This window comes from Corynebacterium uterequi, assembly GCF_001021065.1.
Taxonomy (GTDB): Bacteria; Actinomycetota; Actinomycetes; order Mycobacteriales; family Mycobacteriaceae; genus Corynebacterium; species Corynebacterium uterequi.
On sequence record NZ_CP011546.1, the window covers coordinates 181,655 to 202,667 of the forward strand.

Genomic DNA, 21,013 nt, shown 5'->3' on the forward strand with positions numbered 1-21,013 from the left:
CCTCATGACCATCTATTCCGCCCTCATCACCCACCTGCGCCGGCTTTCTGACCTGTACCGGGACGAACGAGGCATGTCCACCATCGAATACGCCATGGGATCGTTGGCCGCGGCCGCGCTCGCAGCGGTGCTGTTCGTGGTGGTCAACGGCGACGGTGTCACCACCGCCATGGAAGCGATCATCACCGATGCCCTGTCCAACACCCCGAACTAACCCTCGTCGCTGTGCCGGGGACACCGGAAGCGTGACGGTGGAGGCGGCGCTGTCGCTGAGCAGCCTGGTGCTGGTCGCGGCGGGCATCGTCGCCGGGCTCGCCACGGTATCCGCGCAGATCACGGCGGTCGACGCTGCCGGGGCGGCGGCCCGGGCTCACGCCATCGGCGTCGCCTACACCCCGCCGCGTGGTGTCGCCGAGGTCGCCGAGGCCGACGGTGTGGTCACCGCCGTCGTGCGGGTCCCGGCCCCGCTCGGCGAACGGCAGGCCAGCGCGCGCTTCCCCGTCGAGCGGGCGGCCACCCGGTGATTCGCGACGAGCGGGGCAGCGCCTCGGTGGCCACGGCTGGGATCATCGCCGCCCTGGTGTCCCTGGCGCTGGTGGCCGTCGAGCTGGGCGCGGCCCGGGTCGACAGTCACCGAAGTCAGGTGGCGGCAGACCTCGCGGCCGTCGCTGGCGCGACCGCTCACGCCCTCGGCGAGGACGGCTGTGCCGCAGCTCAGGTAACGGCCCAGCTCAACGACGCCGTCGTCGCCGAGTGTGCGGTGGACGGCGGGGACGTCACCGTCACCGCCGAGGTGCACCGCGCCCGCCGCGTCGCCCGGGCGGGGCCGCTGATGGCCGCCAGCTAGGCGGCCGACAGCGTGACCAGTGCGCCGAGCAGCCGCACCGCGGCGGCCTTGTCTAGCGGGCTGTTGCCGTTTCCGCACTTCGGCGACTGCACGCACGACGGGCATCCCGCCTCGCAGGCGCAGGCGCGAACCGCGTCGTAGGTGCTGGCGATCCACTCGGGGAAGCGGGCGAAGCCCTCGTCGGCGAAGCCGGCCCCGCCCGGGTGGCCGTCGTATACGAACACCGTGGGCAGGTTCGTGTCCTGGTGGAGGGCGGTGGACACGCCGCCGATGTCCCATCGGTCACACGTGGCGATGAGCGGCAGCAGGCCGATCGCCGCGTGCTCGGCGGCGTGCAACGCTCCGGGGACCTCCCCGGCGCTGATGCCGGCGGCGTCGAGGACTAGGGGATCGACGGTGTAGGCCACCGCGCGGGTGACCAGTCGGGTCGCTGGCACGTCCAGGGCCACCGTGTCGGCGACGGTGCCGTCGGCGAGTCGCACCTGGTAGCCGGTGGTCCTCGTCGTCACCTCGACGTCGACGTTGGCCACCCACAGCCCGGGTCCGTAGTTGACGAGGCGGTCCTCGGCGGCGGCGTCGGAGAGGATGCGGATGTCCGTGGTGGACAGCGCCCGCGTGCTGTACTCCGGCTGATCGGGGTGGACGAAGGCGACGTGTTCATCGAGGTCGAGCGCGTCGACGACGTAACTTGCGCCCTGATGCAGGTACACCGCCTGCTCGTGCACCTGGCTCAGCGCTCGGGCGGAATCGATGGTGCCGAGCAGCCGGCCATCGGTGACGTCGACGATGGCCACCTCCTCGCCGGACCCGCCGCGCAGGGTGACGGCGGCGTGAGCGTCGTCGCGGCCCGGGGCAGCGAACCAGCCGTGCGGGCGACGTCGCAGCAGGCCGTCGGCGACGAGGTCGTCGACGATGCTTTCAGCCCCCAGCGCGGCGACGTCCTCCGCGCTCAGCGGGGCTTCCACCGCGGCGCAGTACACGTGGCCGCGGGCGATGACGGGATTGTGGGGGTTGAACACCGACTTTTCCACCGGCCGGCCCACGAGCGCCTCGGGGTGGTGGACGAGGTAGGTATCCATGGGATCGTCGCGGGCCACCATGACCACCAGGCAGCCCTGGCCGCGGCGGCCGGCCCGGCCGGCCTGCTGCCAGAAGCTCGCCACGGTTCCGGGGAACCCAGCGGTGACCACGCAGTCGAGCCCGCCGACGTCGATGCCCATCTCCAGGGCGTTGGTGGTGGCTAGGCCCAGCAGGCGGCCGTCGTCGAGGGCGCGTTCCAGGGCGCGCCGGTCCTCAGCGAGGTAGCCGGCGCGGTAGGAGGCGACGCGGGCCCCGATGTCCGCTCGGCCGAGCAGCCCCAGCTCCTCCTGGGTGCGCAGGGCGGTGACCTCGGCGCCGGCCCGGGAGCGGACGAAGGTGAGCACGCGGGCTCCTTCGGCGAGGGCACACGCGGAGATGCCGGCGGCGTCGCTCAGCGCGGAACGGCGTACCGGGGCCCCGTTGTCGCCGGTGACCCCGTCAAGGAACCCGGGCTCCCACAGGGCGACGGTGCGCACCCCGGTGGGGGAGCCGTCGTCGGTGACGGCGGTGACGTCGCGGCCGGTGAGCCGACGGGCAGCGTCGGCCGGGTCGGCGCTGGTGGCCGACGCGAGGATGACGGTGGGGTGCGAGCCGTAGCGGGCGGCGATGCGCAACAGGCGGCGGACGACGAGGGCGACGTGGGCGCCGAAGACGCCGCGGTAGGAGTGGCATTCGTCGATGATGAGGTAGTCGAGGTGGCGCAGCAGCCGGGCCCAGCGTTGGTGGGAGGCGAGGATCGCGGCGTGGACCATGTCGGGGTTGCTGAAGACGAAGCGGGAGCGGTCGCGGATGGTCCGGCGGGCATCGACGGGCGTGTCGCCGTCGTAAGGGGCGGCGAAGACGCCGTCGAGGGCGTCGATTCCGCGGAGGAGATCCTGCACCGCGAGCAATTGATCCGAACCTAACGCTTTGGTCGGAGTGAGATATAGAGCACAGGCGGCAGGGGAGGCGGCCAGGCGGGTGAGGACCGGCAATTGGTAGCCCAGGGACTTACCTGAAGACGTCGATGTCGCCACCACCACGTCGCGCCCCGACCAGGCCAGTTCGGCGGTCTCGCTCTGATGAGTCCACAGCCTCGTGACCTCGCGTTTTTCGAGTTTTTCGCGCAGTTCGGGCAGCACCCACTGCGGCCAGGGTCCGAAGCGTGCGGGGGCGGCCGGGAGGTCGATTCGGTGGGTGAGCGACGCGTCGCCGAGGCGTCGCTGGGCGGCGCCCAGGAGCTCGTCGGCAAGCTGGTTGTCAGTCATCGAAAAAGTACCCCCGCGGGTGTAGTTGGCCGGGTTTCCAGGGTGCGTCGATGATCCTCGACGGGTCAAATCCACCGTCGTGTGAGACACTGGACGTGGTCACAGCATCTGTGCGCAGTTTTTCTTGGGTGCTCGCAAGAGTCATTGACGCGGGCATCAGGTTTCCTCTGGCGAGGGGGCTTGGTGGTTCGGCTGTGACCCGGCTTCCCGAAACTCGGGTTGACGACCAAACCCACAATCCAGAAGAAGGTAAACACAATGGCAACTGGCACCGTGAAGTGGTTCAACGCTGAAAAGGGCTTCGGCTTCATCGCTCCGGACGACGGCTCCTCCGACGTCTTCGTTCACTACTCCGAGATCCAGGGCAACGGCTTCCGCACCCTGGAGGAGAACCAGCCGGTCGAGTTCGAGATCGGCGAGGGCGCCAAGGGCCCGCAGGCCCAGCAGGTCCGCGCCCTCTAAGGACGCCGCCGTCGCACTGCCCTCGGGTTACCCCGGGGGCTTTTTGTTATGCCTGGGAGACGGCGCGGCGCTCGTCGAGCCAGTTGAGCACTACCGCCTGGGCCTTCTGGATGACCACGCCCACCAGCGTGCCGGCCACGATGCCCACGGCCACGCCGATGAGCGGCGAGCCCTGGAAGAGCAGCCCGCCGACGTAGCCGACGCCGATGACGGTTCCGGCCCAGACGAACACGCCGATCGTGTCGTAGATGACGAACACGATCCAGTTGTAGTTCAGGCTGCCGAGCATGAGCGTGAGGGTGAAGCGGGCGTAGGGCACGAAGCGGGCGATGATGATGGTCGCCCCGCCGTAGGCCGACATGGTGCGCTTGATCCAGGACACGGCCCTGCCGGTGCGACTGCCTGGCCTAATCCGGGCCATCCGGCGCTGGAATCGTTGGCCGACGATGTAGCAGGTGTTGTCCCCGATCATCGTGCCGAGGACGGCGGCGGTGAACAGCCACTGCAGGTCGGGGTGCCCGGTGGAGCCGGACCACGCCGCCCCGAGGCTCAAGACCGGCTCCGCGGGGATGGTGGGCATGACCGCGTCGATGAAGCAGACCAGGGACACCAGCGGGAGGAAGACCGGGAGGGTGACGATGGTTTCCACCCAGGCGATGAGCTGGTCGTTCATGTCGATGAGCGGGCTTTCTGGTCGGCGGCGCCGCCGGCCGGGGCAGGTCGCTGCCGTGTCCGCGGCCGGGGCAAACAATCGACCACAGTCTAGTGCTCCTGGCCCCCGATGTGCACGTACCGTGGCACCTCCGCTGGAGGGCAAAGTGATACTGCGTGACGCGGTAGTTGTATATGGTGCATTAGAGTCGCGATACATTGACTCGGTAACGTCCGGGTGCGTCGAAGGAAGGAAGCTGGTCACAACCAATGGCTGCGAACACGGCAGGTGGGAAGACCCTGGTTATTGTCGAGTCGGCGACGAAGGCCAAGAAGATCCAGAAGTACTTGGGCGCCGGTTACGTGGTGGAGGCCTCCGTGGGCCACATCCGCGACCTCCCGCGCGGCGCGGCCGACGTCCCGGCGAAGTACAAGAAGGAACCGTGGGCGCGCCTGGGCGTGGACACCGACGCGGGCTTCAAGCCGCTGTACGTGGTCAGCCCCGACAAGAAAAAGAAGGTCGCGGACCTCAAGGCCAAGCTCAAGCAGAGCGACCAGCTGTTCCTCGCCACCGACCCGGACCGCGAGGGCGAGGCGATCGCCTGGCACCTGCTGGAGGTGCTCAAGCCGAAGGTGCCGGTGCGACGGATGGTGTTCAACGAGATCACCGAGTCCGCCATCCGGGAGGCCGCCAACAACACCCGTGACATCGACACTCACCTCGTGGACGCCCAGGAGACCCGCCGGATCCTCGACCGCCTTTATGGCTACGAGGTCTCCCCGGTGTTGTGGAAGAAGGTCATGCCGCGGCTGTCTGCCGGTCGCGTGCAGTCCGTGGCTACCCGGGTCATCGTCGAGCGTGAACGTGAGCGCATGGCCTTCGTCTCCGCTGGTTATTGGGACGTTTCCGCCCGCTTGGATACGGGAAACAACCAGGCCGATGCGGAGAATCCCCGGGAGTTCGACGCTCGGCTCGTCACCGTCGACGGCCGCCGCGTGGCGCAGGGGCGGGATTTCAACGACCGTGGCGAGCTCATCGCCACCGGGGCGGTCACCGTGGTGGATCAGGCCCTCGCCGAGGCGCTGGCCGATGGCCTGACCGGGACGACGCTGCGCGTGTCCTCGGTGGAGGAGAAGCCGTACTCCCGCAAGCCGCAGGCGCCGTTTATGACGTCGACGCTGCAGCAGGAGGCGGGCCGTCGCCTGCACTACACCTCCGAGCGGACGATGCGCATCGCCCAGCGGCTGTACGAAAACGGCCACATTACCTATATGCGTACGGACTCCACCTCGCTGTCGCAGCAGGGCCTCACCGCGGCCCGCAACGCCGCGCGCGCCCTGTTCGGCGAGGAATACCTTGCCGATTCCCCGCGCCGCTACGACCGCAAGGTGAAGAACTCACAGGAGGCGCACGAGGCGATCCGCCCGGCGGGCGATTCCTTCGCGACCCCCGGCCAGCTCTCGGGGCAGCTCGACGCCGAGGAGTTCAAGCTCTACGAGCTCATCTGGGCCCGCACGGTGGCCTCGCAGATGTCCGACGCGCGTGGCACCTCCATGAAGGTGACGGTGGCTGGCTCCGCCAACCACGATGGGTCTTCGACCCCGGTCGAATTCAGTGCGACGGGCCGGACCATCACCTTCCCCGGCTTCCTGCGTGCCCTGCCGGGCGGCGAACGCTCCGATTCGCCGCGGCTGCCGAGGCTCAGCTCCGGCGACCCGCTTACCGCCGCGTCGTTGAGCGCCGACGGCCACGTCACCAACCCGCCGGCCCGCTACACCGAGGCCAGCCTGGTCAAGAAGATGGAGGACTTGGGCATCGGCAGGCCGTCGACGTACGCCTCGATCATCAAGACCATCCAGGACCGCGGCTACGTGTACTCCCGCGGCAACGCCCTCGTCCCCAGCTGGGTGGCGTTCGCCGTGGTGGGGCTCATGGAGCGCAACTTCACCCCGCTGGTCGATTACGACTTCACCTCCTCCATGGAGGACCAGCTCGACGCCATCGCGGCCGGCCACGAGGACCGCACCGAGTGGCTGACCGGCTTCTACTTCGGCGACGCCGACGCCTCCGACGAGATGGCCGAGGCCATCGCCAAGCACGGCGGGTTGAAGTCCCTCGTCGACGTCAACCTGGAAGCTATCGACGCCCGCCAGGTCAACTCGCGGGTTCTCTTCACCGACGATGAGGGTCGCGACGTCACGGTGCGCGTCGGCCGGTACGGCCCGTACATCGAGCGCATCGTCGGCCGCGGGGCGGACGGCGAGCCCGAGTATCAGCGCGCCAACCTGCCCGAGGCCACCACCCCCGACGAGCTCACCGCGGAGATGGCGGAGAAGCTCTTCGCCACCCCGCAGAGCGGCCGCGAGTTGGGCGTGAACCCGGCCAACGGTCGCGTCATCGTGGCCAGGGAGGGCCGCTTCGGGCCCTACGTCACCGAGATGGTGCGCGACGACGAGCGCGCCACCGCCGAGGCGGAGGCCCTCAAGATAGTGGCCGCCGAACGCGCCGAGGAGGACGCCCAGCGCGCCGCGGAGGGCAAGCGGAAGAAGAACTGGGAGACCAAGACCGCGGAGAAGCAGAAGGAAAAGCGGATCGCGGAGTACGTGGAGGACAAGCTCAAGCCCGGCACCGCGTCGCTGTTCTCGACCATGGATCCGGGGTCGGTCACCCTCGACGAGGCCCTCAAGCTGCTCAGCCTGCCCCGCGAAGTGGGGGTGGACCCGGCCGACGGCGAGGTCATCACCGCCCAGAACGGCCGCTACGGCCCGTACCTTAAGAAGGGCAACGACTCCCGCTCCTTGGGTAGCGAGGAGGAGATCTTCAGCGTCACCCTGGAGCAGGCTCGGCGCATCTACGCCGAACCGAAGCGCCGTGGCCGGGCGGCAGCGAAGCCGCCGCTGAAGCTGCTCGGTAACAACGACGTCTCCGGCAAGCCGATGAGCGTCAAGGATGGCCGCTTCGGCCCCTACGTCACCGACGGCGAAACCAACGCCAGCCTGCGCAAGGGCGACACTCCGGAGACCCTCACCGACGCCCGCGCCAACGAGCTGCTCTCAGAGCGGCGCGCGAAGGAGGCCGCCGACGGCGGCGGCGCGGCGAAGAAAACCACGAAGAAGACCGTGAAGAAGGCGCGGAAGAAGGCCGCGAAGAAGGCGGTCAAGAAGACGACGAAGCGCGTGGTCAAGGCCGGATCCAGGAGGTCGTAGTCGCCATGATGAGCGCCAGTGAGTTCGTCACTCGCTCTCGGGAGGGTGCTGCCGCCCTCACGGCGGCATTGACCCGCCCGGATGCGCGCGTCGAGCGGCTAGTCTTCGCCGCCGCGCACGACGCGGCCGTGACCGCCGAGGTCATCGGCTCGCCCAAGGCTGTCACGGCGGCGTCGGTGCTGCGCCCGGCGGCCTTCGCCGCACTGGCGGTTACCGCCGCCCGGGATATGCTCCGCGTCGGCCGCCGAGGCGGCGAGGCAGTCGCGTTGAGCGTGCTCATGGCCGCAGGAGAAGGCAGCGTCGCCGCGCGCACGGCGTCGTACGCCCTGCTCACCCCGGCGCTGACGGCCCAGGCCGCGCAGCCGAGCCGGTGGCCTGGGCTCCTGCCGAGCGGCGCATCGGCGGGGGTGTCCGCCGTCGTGCTTGCCGCCGGCTGGCGTCGGCACGAGCTGACCCCCACGGCCATCGCCGCCGAGGCCGCGGCCGGCCTGGCTCGGGCGTGGGCGCTCACCGCGGCGAACAACGACGCGCTGCGCGCCGGCGCCGTGCCCGCGAAGGGGATCAGCCACGGGGTGAACATGATCGCCGCCGCCGAGGCCGGCGAGGCCTGTCTCCGCGCGGCGGGAGGTAGCGCCTGGGTCACGCGAGTGGCGTCGGCGTGTTTGTTCAGCGCCCGCGCGTTGGGAGTGGTTCTCGTCACTGATGGGCTCACTAGGGGTGAAGCATCCGAGCAGGAGGTGTAACCTCAGACATCAGACGACGGCGCCTTCTGCTACGCCGCCTAAATAACAGTGTGTAGAGAAAGGCAACGGCGATGAGCCGCGGTATTACCGGCGCGATAGTGAAGGCACTGAGGATCAAGGACCTTACGTGCACCGTGACCGACATCGATGTGGAAGCCCCGGCGCTGCGCGCCATCCGGGTCAGCTGCCCCGAACTTATCGACCGGCATCGGCCTATGGCCGGCGAATTTCTCCACTGCTGGCTGCCCATGCCGGGCCACCCGCGCCGGCAGGTGCTGCGGCCGTATAGCATCACCGACATCGATTACACCGCCGGGGAGTTCACCATCCGCGTGCTGCTGCACCTCCCCGAAGGCCCGGGCACCGCGTGGGCCACTACCGTCGCGGCGGGCGACACCTTCGCCGCCGTCTACCACGGCTCCCGGCCGTTCATTATCCCCACGCCGCTGCCGGAAGAATACGTCCTCGTCGCCGACGCCTCCGGCATCCCCTACGTCAACGCCCTGGCCCCCTTCCTGGCCGAAACCACCCCGGTGAAAGTGTGGTTGCTGGACTTCCAGCCTAGCGACCACGCGATCCCCCTCGCGGACGACGACGACCGCATCACCGTCGAGTGGGTGGGACCCACCCGGGAGGCGCTGCGCACCAAGGCGCAGGCCGCCGACTGGGCCGGGCGCTACCCGGTCATCGTCAGCGAGTCCAAGCTCACCCGCGCCCTGCGCCGGTACCTGCTGCACAACGGGCTGGTGTCCAAGGAATACATCTACGTCCGGCCGTTCTGGGCGGTGGGCCACACCCCGCCGGTGCGACGCCTCGTCACCGTGTAGGCGGCTAGGCCATACTGAGACGTATGGCCACCATCACCGCAGTCATTGAGGAACTCAACCAGCTTCAGTCCCGCGCCCAGCGCGGCATCGCGTTTGAGAAGCTCATGGTGAACTACTTCCGGGTGGACCCCGTCCTCGCCCGGGAGTACACGGACGTGCAGCGCTTCAACGACTGGGCGTACAACGCCGGCCGCGCCGACACCGGCATCGACCTGGTGGCACGCCGGGCGGAGGACGGGCGGTGGGTGGCCATCCAGTGCAAGTTCTACCGGCCGTCGACGTCGCTGTCGAAGCGCCACCTGGACTCCTTCTTCGAGGCCTCCGGGCGCACCTTCACCACCGATACCGGGGTGGAGACCTTCGCGCACCGGATCATTATCTCCACCACGGACAAGTGGTCAAGCAATGCCGAGGCGATGCTGGACTCGCAGACCATCCCCGTGTCCAGGATCGGGCTGTCCGCCATCGCCGAGTCCCGCATCAACTGGGACATCGCCTTCCCCGGTTCGGAGATCTCGGTCGATCTCACGCTCAAAGAGACGTTCAGCCCCCGCCCGCACCAGCAGGCGGCCATCGACGCCGTCCTGCGCGGCTTCGGCTCCCACGACCGCGGAAAGCTGGTCATGGCCTGCGGCACCGGCAAGACGTTTACCGCCTTGCGCCTCGCCGAGCAGGTGGCGGAGGACAACGGCCGGAAGGCGCGGGTGCTGTTCCTCGTGCCGTCGATCAGCCTGCTGTCGCAAACGCTCCGCGAGTGGACCGCCCAGGCGAACGTGGACCTCAAGGCACTCGCCGTGTGCTCAGACAAAAAGGTATCCAAGGCGGCAGAAGACATAGCCGCCTACGACCTTGAAGTTCCGGTCACCACGAACGGCCGAGACCTCGCCGACCGGCTGGGCAAAGGCAAGCGTGCCGCCGGCCTGACCGTCGTGTTCTCCACGTACCAGTCCATCGCCGCCGTGCACGACGCCCAAACCCTCGGCGCGGACCCCTTCGACCTCATCATCTGCGACGAAGCGCACCGCACCACCGGCGTTACCTTAAGCGGGGAGGAACCCTCGGCGTTCGTCGCGGTGCACGACGCTGCCTACATCCGCGGCGCCAAGCGGCTGTACATGACGGCCACGCCCCGGCTGTACGACGAACAGACGAAGAACCAGGCCGCCAACTCCTTCGCCGAGGTAGCCTCCATGGACGACGAGGCCGTCTTCGGGCCCGAGTTTCACCGCCTGGGCTTCGGGGAAGCGGTGGACAAGGGGCTGCTCACGGACTACCGGGTGGTGGTTATGACGGTCGACGAAGCCACGGCCGCGAAGGCGCTGGCACACCTGCCCAAGGGTGGAGAGGCCGACATGACGCTGGATCTGGCCTCGGCCATGATCGGCGCCTGGAACGGCCTGGCCAAGCGGTCCGGGACGGTGCAAGACACCTCGGAAGGTTTCGCCACCACGGACCAGCCGATGCGTCGCACCGTCGCGTTCGCCAAGGACATCGCCACCTCTAAGAAGATTGCGGAGGGCTACCCGCGCCTCATTGAGGCGTTCACTGGTGGCCTTATCTCCCGTGCCGTTACCGACGACGCGATCTCCCTGCACCACGCCGACCTGGCGGTGGAGGCCGCCCACGTCGACGGCAGCATGAACGCCCTGACCCGCAGCAACCTCCTGACCTGGCTCAAAGCCCCTGTGGGGCAGGACACCACCCGAATCCTGAGCAACGCCCGCTGCCTGTCTGAGGGCGTGGACGTGCCCGCGCTCGACTCGATCATCTTCTTCAACCCGCGTAACTCCATGGTGGACGTGGTCCAGTCCGTCGGCCGCGTCATGCGCAAAGCCCCCGGCAAGGACTACGGCTACATCATCCTGCCCGTGGCCGTTCCGCCCAACACGGCGCCGTCGAAGGTGCTGGGGGATAACAAGCGCTTCAAGGTGGTCTGGCAGATCCTCAACTCCCTGCGCGCCCACGACGAGCGCTTCAACGCCATCGTCAATTCGATCGGGGTCAATTCCTCCCGCGGTGACGACGGCCTCTTCACCGCCGACCGCTCCCCGCTCACAGCGCTGAAGGAAAAACTCTCCGTGCACCACGTGGGCGAGGAACCCGACCCCGATCTCGCCGCCGAGCAGCTCCACCTGTTCGCCACGGACAACTGGCACGAGGCGCTCTACACGAAGCTGGTGGACAAGGTCGGCACCCGCACCTACTGGGAGGACTGGGCCGACGACGTCGCCGACATCGCCCAGGCACACATCACCCGCATCACCGCGCTCGTCGACGCGGCGTCGCCCACCCTGCGCCGCGAGTTCGACCGCTTCGTTACCGGCCTGCGCGCCAACCTCAACGACTCCATCACGGAAGCCGAAGCCATCAGCATGCTCTCCCAGCACCTCATCACGGCTCCCGTGTTCGACGCCCTGTTCAGCGAGCACGACTTCGCCACCCACAACCCGGTGGCGCAGGTCATGACCCGCATGGTCGACGCCCTGGCCGACAAGCGCTTAGAGACCGAAACCGAGCAGTTGGAGAAGTTCTACGATTCCGTCCGCGTGCGCGCCAGCGAAGTCACCAGTGCTTCGGGTAAGCAGCAGGTGATTAAGGAACTCTACGAACGCTTCTTCCGCAAAGCGTTTAAGAAACAATCCGAGGCCTTGGGCATTGTCTACACCCCGGTGGAGATCGTGGATTTCATCCTGCGTGCCGCCGACGACGCCGCCCGCGCCCACTTCGGCAAGGGGCTCACGGACGAAGGGGTGTGCATCCTGGACCCCTTCGCGGGAACCTCGACGTTCCTGGTGCGCCTGCTGCAATCCGGGCTCATCGACGCCAAGGATGTCGCGCGCAAGTACGCCCGTGAGCTCTTCGCCACAGAAATCATGCTGCTGGCGTACTACGTTTCTGCGGTCAACATTGAGACCACGTTCAACGCGCTGCGCCACGAAGCAGCCTTGCGTGATGGCGAGCCGGAGCCGGAGTACCAGACGTTCACCAACATCGCCCTGGCGGATACCTTCCAGGTCCACGAAAACGGCGACATCCCAGACCTGGACATCTTCCGGGAGAACAACGCGACCATCGAACGGCAGAAGACTGCGCCCATTAACGTCATCGTCGGCAACCCGCCGTACTCGGCGGGGCAGAAGAACGTCAACGACCTCAATGCGAACCTGAAGTACCCAAGTTTGGATGGGAGGATCGCCGACACCTACGCGGCACTCTCCACGGCGACGAACAAAAACAAGTTGTACGACTCTTACCTGCGTGCCTTCCGCTGGGCGACGGACCGCGTTGGGGAGAAGGGCATTGTGGCGTTCGTGTCCAACGGTGGGTGGATCGACGGCAACACCGGCGACGGGGTGCGGCTGAGCATGCAGGAGGATTTCACCGACCTGTATGTGTACAACCTGCGGGGTAACCAGCGAACAGCTGGTGAGCAATCACGTAAGGAGGGTGGGAAGGTCTTCGGTGCTGGGAGCCGTTCGACGATTGCTATCACCATCGGCATCAAAGACCCCACCACCGCCGGTGAAGAGTGCCGGATCCACTACTGCGACATCGGCGACTATCTCAGCGCTGAAGAGAAACTGTCCAAAGTCGCTTCGGCATCCTTGGGCCGGATTGGGGTTACCCTCGAGTAGTGGACACCTGATAAGGATGGGCCACAGGCCTGTCAGGAAGGATGTCTGTCACTATGGCAACGAGGAAGACCTACACCCCGGAATACCGGCGCGAAGCCGCCCGATTGGTTCTTGATACCGGCCGCCCGATCTCGGTGGTAGCCAAGGAACTCAACATCAACGCCTCCCTGTTGAGCCGGTGGGTGAAGAAAGAACGCCAGCCCAGCGACCCAGCCACACACCAGGCTGAGGTACTCGACGCCGACGAACGCGCAGAACTGCTACGCCTGCGTAAACAGGTCGCCGAGCTCAAGCTTGATAACGAGTTTTTGGGAAAAGCAGCAGCCTTCTTCGCGTCGAAGCAACAAAAGTAGAACGCTTCCAGCTGATGGCGCAGGAGAAGGCCAACTACAGCATCTGCCGCATGGCCAGGCTTTTGCAGGTCTCCCGCTCGGGCTACTACAAGTGGGCGAGCCAGCAAAGGCTCAAAGCTGCCGGTGATGACCCTCGTGACATGCAGCGCGCCGCGCTTGATGCCAGCGTGCTGAGGTCCTGGACCCAGTCCCACCAGACCTACGGAGCACCGCGGATCACCGCTGATCTACGTGGCATGGGCCTGGTGGTGGATAAGAAAACGGTAGCCAAGTCGATGCGCAGGCTGGGCATTGAAGGCATCTCACCGCGATCGTGGACTCCGGCTCGGCGAGTACCCGGTGTAGCACGGCACCAGATCCCAGATCGGGTGGAACGAGTCTTTGACACCGGGGAACTGAATAAGGTGTGGATCTCCGATATCACGTATCTGCGTACCGGGGAGGGTTGGCTGTATCTGTGTGCGGTCCGTGATGGGTGTTCTCGCCGGGTCTTAGGGTGGGCGATGGACGCGCACCAGAGCACTGACCTGGTGGAACGGGCCCTTCGGATGGCGCACACCTTGCGTGGCGAGGTGGCTGAGGGTGTGGTGTTTCACGCTGATCGTGGCACGCAGTTCACCAGTGATCAGCTGTACCGTGTGTGCCAGGAACTCGGGATCGCTCAGTCGGTGGGACGTACTGGGGTGTGTTTTGATAACGCGATGGCTGAATCGTTTTGGGCGACGCTAAAAACGGAGTTCTACCAGCGGCGACGGTGGCGTACCCGGGATCAAGCTCGTCGTGCGGTGGCGGGTTGGATCGAGGGGTTTTACAACCGGCAACGGCGTCATTCGTCGTTGGGTGGTCTCCCACCTGTCAGTTTCGAAAATAATTACCACTTGGAGAAGGAGTCGGCCTCAGGCCGCGCTGCTTAATCGAACTGTCCACGATTTGCGGGCAACCCCATTCGACGCCGGCGTGATTCGTGTGGCGCTCCAGGTTCGTAGAGGTCGCCGTCGATGGCGGGGGAGCCCCCAAGTGATGCACGTGCATCGCTTCTGACTCTGTCTTCGTGTCGGCTCGCTCTGCTCTGGGGCAAGTCCACCACTCCTTGGGGTACCGACGCCGGCACCGTCGCTAGCCGATGCACGTGCATCGTTTCGACCGCAGGCCGCCAGGTCGCCCGACGCTCGCGCGGTTCCCATGGCCCACCCCACCCCCGCCGGCGAATCGCTCTCTGAGGCGATGCACGTGCATCGCCTGCCTCGGGTCAAACTAGGATCAAGCCGATCAATCCCGGGGCCAAATCCCACCGTCGCTGACACTACTCCGGACTTCGCTTTGAAGGGCGTCCCGGCGTCATTGAAATCACATTCGGAATGCCGTCTCTTAAGGCGTCGAGTCGGCCCAGTGACAACCTTATTTCAGAAAACCTGGCCCGCCATCTGGAAAAAATCATCATCCTCCCTGCCAAGCCAATTGCGCCCACGTGTAAAAGGTGTCGAGGGCAACTCAGTGAAACTGTGAAGGCCACACTCCTCCGCCCGGGCTCAACCCCGGTGTTCCCCGGCATCCTTCAAGGTCACGGCCGCTCGTCGGCCGCCGCAAGAGCGCCATCCCCAAGAACACCCATAAGTGACACATCCACATTCCCGGCCGCCCCTAATCGGCCGTTCAATAAAACCAAAAATTAAGTGAGCCTTACCTTAAATCACTCACTATGGCGTAGGCCACCATTCAACGAACTAACCACTCGGGCACGGCTCTGTTTAAATGAAAGGTGATACATGAGATGCCGCCGGGGATGACTCAGCGGCCCGAGACGTGATGGGGTTTTTATGTCACAGACCGTTGACAGCTCACCAATTGTGGAAGGTGGCTCCGGCCTGAGCCGGCGATCATTTCTCAAATGGTCTGGTGTTGCCGCTGGCGCCGCCACGCTCGTGGGATGCGAAGCCCAGGGCCAGAATCCGGCTATGGACGTTCCGGCGGACGCGACGAAGCTGGTGTGGTCGGCGTGCACGGTGAACTGTGGCTCCCGGTGCCCGGTTCGCCTGGAGGTCGCCGACGGCACCATCGTCCGCGTGCTGCCCGATGACACCGGCACTAACGAGCTCGGCTCGCAGAGCGTGCGCGCCTGCGTGCGCGGTAGGTCGATTCGGCACCGCATCTACAACCCGGATCGTCTCAAAAGGCCCCTCAAGCGCAAGGAAGGCACCAAGCGCGGCGAGGGCCAGTGGGAGGAGATCTCCTGGGAGCAGGCGCTCAGCGAGATCGCGGAGAAGATGAAGTCCATCAAGTCCCGCTTTGGCAACGAGGCGTTCTACATCAATTACGGCACCGGGGTGCTGGGGACGACGGTGTCTGCGTCGTGGCCGCCGGACGCCTCGGCCTTCGCCCGCCTGCTCAATTGCTACGGCGGTTACCTGGACCATTACGCGGACTACTCCACGGCCCAGATCACGGCCGCCTACCCCTACTTTTATGGCGCGTGGACGGGATCGAACTCGTTGGACGACGCGAAGAACGCCAAGCTCCAGGTCATGTTCGGCAATAATCCGCTGGAGACGCGCATGTCCGGCGGCGGGTTGACGTTCACCACGCTGCAAACGAAGAAGCACTCCGGCGTGCGAACGATTGTCATTGACCCCCGGTACACAGAGACGGCCATTGATCTCGCCGACGAGTGGGTGGCGTTGCGCCCGGGCACCGACGCTGCGCTCGTCGCCGGCATGATTCACGTCATGGTCGCCGAAGGCCTGCATGACCAGGAATTCCTGGATAAGTATTGCATCGGTTTCGACGAGGATCACATGCCCGAGGGTGCGCCGAAGGACTCGTCGTACCGTTCCTACCTGGAGGGCAAGAAGGACGGGGTGGAAAAGACCCCGGAGTGGGCGGCGGCGATTACGGGCGTGCCGGCGGATAAGATCCGTCGGCTGGCGCGCGAGATCGCCTCGGCCAAGCCGTGCGCCATCACGCAGGGCTGGGGCCCGCAGCGCCACGCGACCGGAGAGAACAGCGCCCGCGCGATCTTCCTGCTCGCCTGCGCCACCGGCAACCCGGGGGTGCCCGGCGGCGGCAACGGTTCCCGCGAGTCCTCTCCGGGCCTGCCGCTGACGAACGTCATGGGCAGCACGACGACGAACCCGTCGATGAAGATCATCCCGGTGGTCAGCTGGGTGGATGCGGTGGACCACGGCGAGCAGATGGACACCTTCAACGCCGGGGTGATGGAGAAGCCGGAAGAGGGCGTGCGGGACTTCAAGGTGCCGGTCGCCGACGACGGCACCCCGACGAACACGAAGCTCGACGTCCCCATCAAGATGGTGTGGCAGTACGGCGGTAACTCCATCGTCAACCAGACCGGGGACAACAACCGCACCGTCGAGGTGCTGCAGGATGAAAGCAAGTGCGAGCTCATCGTCAACTGTGACATCCAGATGACGGTGTCCTGCCGGTACTCCGACTACGTGCTGCCGGGCACGTCGGCGGCGGAGGAGTTCGACATCCACCCGGGTGAAAACGGCGCGCCGATGGCCTATGGCATCGTCTCCAGCCAGGCCATCGAGCCGCTGTACGAGTGCAAGGACATCTACACCATCTGCACGGAGCTCGCCGAGCAGCTCGGTGTGAAGGACGAGTTCACCGACGGCAAGGACCGTGAAGCCTGGCTGCGGGAAACGGTGGAAGCCGCCCGCAAGGAGGACCCGGACCTGCCGGATTATGACACGTGGAAGGAGATGGGCATCTTCCGCAAGCTCGCCGGCCCGGTGGTGAGCATGAAGGAGTTCCGCGAGGACCCGGCGGCCAACCCGCTGCCCACCCCGTCCGGCAAGATCGAGATCTACTCGGATCGCATCGAGAAGATGTCGAAGAAGTGGGTGTTCGACGCCTTCCGTCCCCTGCACAAGGGCGACGAGCTCAAACCCCTGCCGGAGTACGTTGAGGCCCGCGAGATGGTGGAGGACGCCCGGGAGGGCAAGTTCCCCCTGCAGCTCATCGGCCACCACTACAAGGCGCGCACGCACTCCACCTACGGCAACGTGGACTGGTTGAAGGAGGCCCACCACCAGTCGGTGTGGCTCAATCCGGTCGACGCCCGCAAGCGTGGCATCGCCAGCGGCGACGAGGTGTTCATCTACAACGATCGGGGCACGGTGCGGATCCCGGCGAAGGTGACGCCGCGCATCGCGCCGGGCGTGGCGTCGCTGCCGCAGGGCGCGTGGTTCGACCCTCGCCCCGCTAGCGAGGTCACGCCGCCCGCAGGGGCGAATCCGGACCTGCCGGTGGACGTCGGCGGCAATACCAACACGTTGTCCACGTTGCACCCGTCGCCGCTGGGCCGCGGCAACGCGGTGCACACGATCACCGTCGAGATTGAGAAGGCTTAACAGGCATGGCTGAGAACTACATCCAAGAGGGAGCCAACTACGGCTTCTACTTCGACCAAACGGTGTGTAACGGCTGCAAGGCGTGCCAGATCGCGTGCAAGGACAAACACGACCTCCCCGTGGGCATCACGTGGCGCCGGGTGGTGGAGTACGACGGCGGTTCGTGGCAGCTCAGCGGCGACACTTTCGAGCCGAACGTGTTCGCCTACTACACGTCGGTGGCCTGTAACCATTGCGAAAACCCGGTGTGCGTTGAGGTGTGCCCGACGACGGCGATGAGCCGTCGACCGGACGGCACCGTCTACGTGGATCAGGACAAGTGCGTGGGTTGCCGCTACTGCCAGTGGGCGTGCCCCTACGGCGCCCCGCAGCTCAACTCCGAGACGGGGCACATGTCCAAGTGCGACCTGTGCTACGACTACCGCTCCGAGGGCAAGGAGCCGGCCTGCGTGTCGGCCTGCCCGTCGCGGGCCTTGGATTGGGGCCCGATTGAGGAGCTGCGGAAAAAGCACGGCTACGTCGACGCGGTGGCGCCGTTGCCGGACCCGTCGCTGACCCAGCCGCGCCTGGTGATTAACCCGCACCGGGACGCGCAGGGTTGGAACAACGCCACCGGTACGATTGCGAATCCGGAGGAAATCTAATGGTTGTTGCTGAACTTCCGATGATCATCTTCACGGTGGTCGCGCAGACGTCCGTCGGCGCATTCTTGGCCCTCGGCGCTATCCAGCTGGCCGGCGCCGTGAAGAAGATCGAGACTCCGGCGGTGGACCGGATCACCAATGTTGCCCTGTACGCGGTGGGCCCGCTGTTGGTCTTCGGCTTCATCGCTGCCTTCTTCCACCTTGCCGACCCCTTCCACGCGCTCAACACGATGCGGCACCTGCAGACGTCGTGGCTGGCGAGGGAGCTGCTCTTCGGCGTGTTCTTCGGCGGCTTCGGTGCCCTGTTTGCGCTGACCCAGTGGTTCGGGTGGCTGAGCCGGTCGCTGCGCAACGTCCTGGCGGTGCTCGCCGCGCTGAGCGGCGTCGGCCTCGTCTTCGCCATGTCCATGGTGTACTACTCGGTGGAGACCATCCCGGCGTGGCACCATATCTCGGTGCCGGTGTTCTTCTTCGCCACCGCGCTGCTGCTCGGCCCCCTGGCGGTGGCCGTGGTGCTGCTGGCGGTGTGGAACCTCAGCGTGGAGGGCCGCCGGGGTATCTTCGCCCGGATCGCGCGTCGCGGCCAGCAGGATGGCGTCGCCCCCCGCGAGGACCTGCTGCTGCTCACCCGCAAGTCGATCCAGTGGCTGACCGTGGTCGCGGCGGCCGCCGGCGTGGTCATTTTCGTGACCTACCCGCTGTACCTGCTGCACCTGTCCACCGCTGGCCCCACGGCCGCGGCGGTGGCGGACAAGCTCGACGGCTCCTTCCTCTTCTTCCGCCTCGCCCTGCTGGGCGTGGCCATCGTGCTGGCCGGCGGTTTCGCCTTCCTGCGCGCCGGGGTGTCCGAGCAGCCGAATAAGACGCTCACCGTGCTCATCGTGGCAGCATTCGTGCTCGCCTTCGCCGCCGAGATCATGGGCCGCAACCTGCACTACGTGGGCCTGTGGCACGTGGGCATCAACACCTGGCAGATGTATGGCGGGCACTAGGGGCGTGATGGGGCCGGACCTGCTCGACCGTTTCGCGGCGGCGTTCACCGTGTTGGCGCGGCTGCATATCGCGCCGGTGAGCGCCGAGGACCACCAGGCGATCGGCGCGATGATCGACGAGTGGCCGGTCGACGGCGCCGTCGACGAGGGCATTGCGCTCATGCGCGCCTCCGTCGCGGGAGGCGAGGACGTGGCCGCGATCCGCTGGGATCACGACACGCTCTACGGCATCTCCGCCGCGGCGAAGGTGGCGCCCTACGAGTCCGTGCACCGGGGCGAGGACGGCCTAGTCTTCGACGAGCACACCCTCGCCGTCCGGGCGGCTTTCGCCCGCCTCGACGTTCAGGCGCCTCGCCTGCACCTGGAGCCGGACGACCATGTGGGCCTGGAGCTGGACTTTCTCGCCAAGTGCTGCCTGGCGATGCTCGACGCCCTCGACGCCGGTGACACCTCCCGCGCCGAGCACCTCCAGGCCCTGGCACACGCCTTCACCGAGGAGCACCTCGCGGCGTGGGCCCCGCAGATGCTGCGCGACGCTCAGGACGCGGCGACGACGAAGTGGATGCGCGGCCTCATGGCTCTCACCCTCGGAACGGTCGCCGCCTGGCAAGCGCATGGTTGATCTGCCCCGGCTGCTGACCTGGATTCTCGCGCACGATCGCTACCGCGGGTTGGTTATCAGCTGCGGTGAGCCGCCGACGCTGCGCCGCGGGGAACTCGGAGTCGTGTGGGATGGCGACATCGACACCGGCACCCTCGCCCAGCTGCTCGCCTGCGGGATCCCGCGGGTGGAGTTCGCCGCCAATGCGGAGGTGCCAGACGAGCGGATCGAGGCCTGGCAGCGGCTGTTCGACGGCCGCGTGGCGCCCCGCCGACGTCGGCGGCTACCGTCGCTGCTCGGCGGGGGTGTCGTGCTCGACGGCCACGAGATCCCCCTGGCCCGGCGGGCGGTGCTGGGCCTGAGCCTGCATCCGCCCTTTGACCTGGCGGCGGATCACGACGCGCGCAGCGTCGCCGCCCTCGCCCTGCTTGGTGTTACCCCGGAGCAGCTCGCCGACGCCGAGCTCACCGACGCCGAGAACCGCGGCAACCTCCTCGTCGCCTCCGACTGCACCGCGTGCGGGGTGTGCGTGCTGTCCTGCCCGGAAGGTGCGCTGCTCCTGACCCACGAGCACGGCGCGTCGACGCTGCGCCACGACCAGGCGGCGTGCCGCGGCTGCGGGGAGTGTATTGCGCTGTGCCCGGTCTCGGCGCTGAGTTCGCCGGGGCTCCTCACGCTCGCCGACGCCCTCGCCGGCCAGCAGGTTCTCCTGGCTACGGTGGCAACGAGGGTGTGTTCTCGGTGCGGGCAGCGTCACGACGGCGACGGTGAGCTGTGCGAGCTCTGCGCTTTTCGCCGCCGCAACCCCTTCGCGGCGCTGTCACCGGAGCAGATTCGCCCCCGTTCGAACGAATCCGGTCGTGGGCGTCGCCCGGGCTTTCTAGACTCGCAACCAGTCGGGTTTAAGGAGGGCGAGGGATATGAGCCACCCAGCCAGCGCGGTCGTGGCCGTGACGACGACGGGCACCGGCACGAGGCTTGACCGGATCCTGGACGTAGCCGTCGTGCAGCTCGACGCCTTAACCGGCTGGGGGTTACGGCCGGCGACCGGGTGTGGATGCACTTCCCCCAGGGGCGGTTTAGGGTGTCACTGGCCGAAGCGGACCGGCCACAGGCCCAGGGCATTGACCGCGTATATGCCGCGATGGGTTTGGGCGCGCCGGGGCGGGGGAGCACCCATGAGCTGCTGCGCCGCGTCAACGAGCGGGTGGGCCTGCCGGAGGACGCCCCACGACGACGCCTCGTCGCCGTGTTCCGTCACCGCGGGGAGCATGACCTGGCCGATCTCATTCGATCATTGGGCTAGCCAGGGACTCCGCATAAAAGCGTGGTGATATGCGCGAATGGTGTG

Annotated in this window: 16 protein-coding genes and 1 pseudogene; 15 read left to right on the top strand and 2 right to left on the bottom strand. The window is 66.9% G+C overall.

Annotation, left to right across the window (positions count from 1 at the left end):
- Window positions 1–4 precede the first annotated feature (4 nt).
- Genes CUTER_RS00875 through CUTER_RS00885 form a run of 3 tightly spaced genes read left to right on the top strand, consistent with a single transcriptional unit; the run spans window position 5 to window position 847 of the window.
- Window positions 5–214 carry a DUF4244 domain-containing protein gene (locus CUTER_RS00875; protein ID WP_047258833.1) on the top strand — a complete coding sequence of 70 codons (210 nt, stop codon included), beginning with the start codon at window positions 5–7 and terminating at the stop codon, window positions 212–214.
- Window positions 189–524, top strand: a complete 336-nt coding sequence (locus CUTER_RS00880) for a hypothetical protein (protein WP_047258834.1) — start codon at window positions 189–191, stop codon at window positions 522–524. The genes CUTER_RS00875 and CUTER_RS00880 overlap by 26 nt, the downstream gene beginning before the upstream one ends.
- Window positions 521–847 carry an Rv3654c family TadE-like protein gene (locus CUTER_RS00885; RefSeq protein ID WP_047258835.1) on the top strand — a complete coding sequence of 109 codons (327 nt, stop codon included), beginning with the start codon at window positions 521–523 and terminating at the stop codon, window positions 845–847. The genes CUTER_RS00880 and CUTER_RS00885 overlap by 4 nt, the downstream gene beginning before the upstream one ends.
- Here CUTER_RS00885 and CUTER_RS00890 read toward each other — a convergent pair.
- Complete coding sequence (locus tag CUTER_RS00890; protein ID WP_047258836.1) at window positions 844–3,174, bottom strand: DEAD/DEAH box helicase; 2,331 nt, start codon at window positions 3,172–3,174, stop codon at window positions 844–846. The two genes, CUTER_RS00885 and CUTER_RS00890, sit on opposite strands and share 4 nt — an antisense overlap.
- 258 nt (window positions 3,175–3,432) lie before the next feature.
- On the opposite strand from CUTER_RS00890, the gene CUTER_RS00895 reads away from it, so the two are divergent.
- Window positions 3,433–3,636 (top strand): cold-shock protein, encoded by a 204-nt coding sequence (locus CUTER_RS00895; protein WP_047258837.1) that lies wholly within the window; start codon window positions 3,433–3,435, stop codon window positions 3,634–3,636.
- A 46-nt stretch (window positions 3,637–3,682) separates the two neighbouring features.
- Here the strand turns inward: CUTER_RS00895 and CUTER_RS00900 are convergent, their stop codons facing one another.
- Window positions 3,683–4,387 (bottom strand): DedA family protein, encoded by a 705-nt coding sequence (locus CUTER_RS00900; protein WP_236684736.1) that lies wholly within the window; start codon window positions 4,385–4,387, stop codon window positions 3,683–3,685.
- 170 nt (window positions 4,388–4,557) lie between these two features.
- Between CUTER_RS00900 and topA the strand changes: the two genes are divergently transcribed.
- From topA to CUTER_RS11495, 11 genes and pseudogenes are all read left to right on the top strand, one after another.
- Entirely contained in the window at window positions 4,558–7,494 is a 2,937-nt protein-coding gene (topA, locus tag CUTER_RS00905; RefSeq protein ID WP_047258839.1) for a type I DNA topoisomerase, read from the top strand.
- Window positions 7,495–7,499: 5 nt separating this feature from the next.
- Window positions 7,500–8,237, top strand: coding sequence for a hypothetical protein (locus tag CUTER_RS00910; RefSeq protein WP_047258840.1), 738 nt, complete (start codon window positions 7,500–7,502; stop codon window positions 8,235–8,237).
- 71 nt (window positions 8,238–8,308) lie between these two features.
- A complete protein-coding gene (locus tag CUTER_RS00915) occupies window positions 8,309–9,064 on the top strand; it encodes a siderophore-interacting protein (protein ID WP_047258841.1) in 756 nt (251 codons plus the stop codon).
- A 23-nt stretch (window positions 9,065–9,087) separates the two neighbouring features.
- A pseudogene (locus tag CUTER_RS00920) lies at window positions 9,088–12,672 on the top strand (restriction endonuclease); the annotation flags it as partial.
- A 68-nt stretch (window positions 12,673–12,740) separates the two neighbouring features.
- Window positions 12,741–13,966 (top strand): IS3 family transposase gene (locus CUTER_RS00930; RefSeq protein ID WP_144412218.1). Its coding sequence is split into 2 segments (ribosomal slippage): window positions 12,741–13,008 and window positions 13,008–13,966, totalling 1,227 coding nucleotides; the frame shifts between segments, so codons are not numbered across the junction.
- Between the two features lie 903 nt (window positions 13,967–14,869).
- Entirely contained in the window at window positions 14,870–17,425 is a 2,556-nt protein-coding gene (locus tag CUTER_RS00935) for a DMSO/selenate family reductase complex A subunit (protein WP_047258844.1), read from the top strand.
- Window positions 17,426–17,430: 5 nt separating this feature from the next.
- Window positions 17,431–18,069, top strand: coding sequence for a DMSO/selenate family reductase complex B subunit (locus CUTER_RS00940; protein WP_047258845.1), 639 nt, complete (start codon window positions 17,431–17,433; stop codon window positions 18,067–18,069).
- Window positions 18,069–19,061: a dimethyl sulfoxide reductase anchor subunit family protein gene (locus CUTER_RS00945; protein WP_047258846.1), complete on the top strand. Its 993-nt coding sequence runs from the start codon at window positions 18,069–18,071 to the stop codon at window positions 19,059–19,061. Before CUTER_RS00940 ends, CUTER_RS00945 begins: the two co-directional genes overlap by 1 nt.
- A 7-nt stretch (window positions 19,062–19,068) precedes the next feature.
- Window positions 19,069–19,683, top strand: a complete 615-nt coding sequence (locus CUTER_RS00950; protein WP_052843962.1) for a TorD/DmsD family molecular chaperone — start codon at window positions 19,069–19,071, stop codon at window positions 19,681–19,683.
- The gene (locus CUTER_RS00955; protein WP_047258848.1) at window positions 19,676–20,644 is read left to right on the top strand and encodes a DUF362 domain-containing protein; all 969 of its coding nucleotides are present in this window, start codon (window positions 19,676–19,678) and stop codon (window positions 20,642–20,644) included. The genes CUTER_RS00950 and CUTER_RS00955 overlap by 8 nt, the downstream gene beginning before the upstream one ends.
- A 102-nt stretch (window positions 20,645–20,746) precedes the next feature.
- Window positions 20,747–20,968 (top strand): hypothetical protein, encoded by a 222-nt coding sequence (locus CUTER_RS11495; RefSeq protein WP_144412219.1) that lies wholly within the window; start codon window positions 20,747–20,749, stop codon window positions 20,966–20,968.
- Window positions 20,969–21,013: the final 45 nt, after the last annotated feature.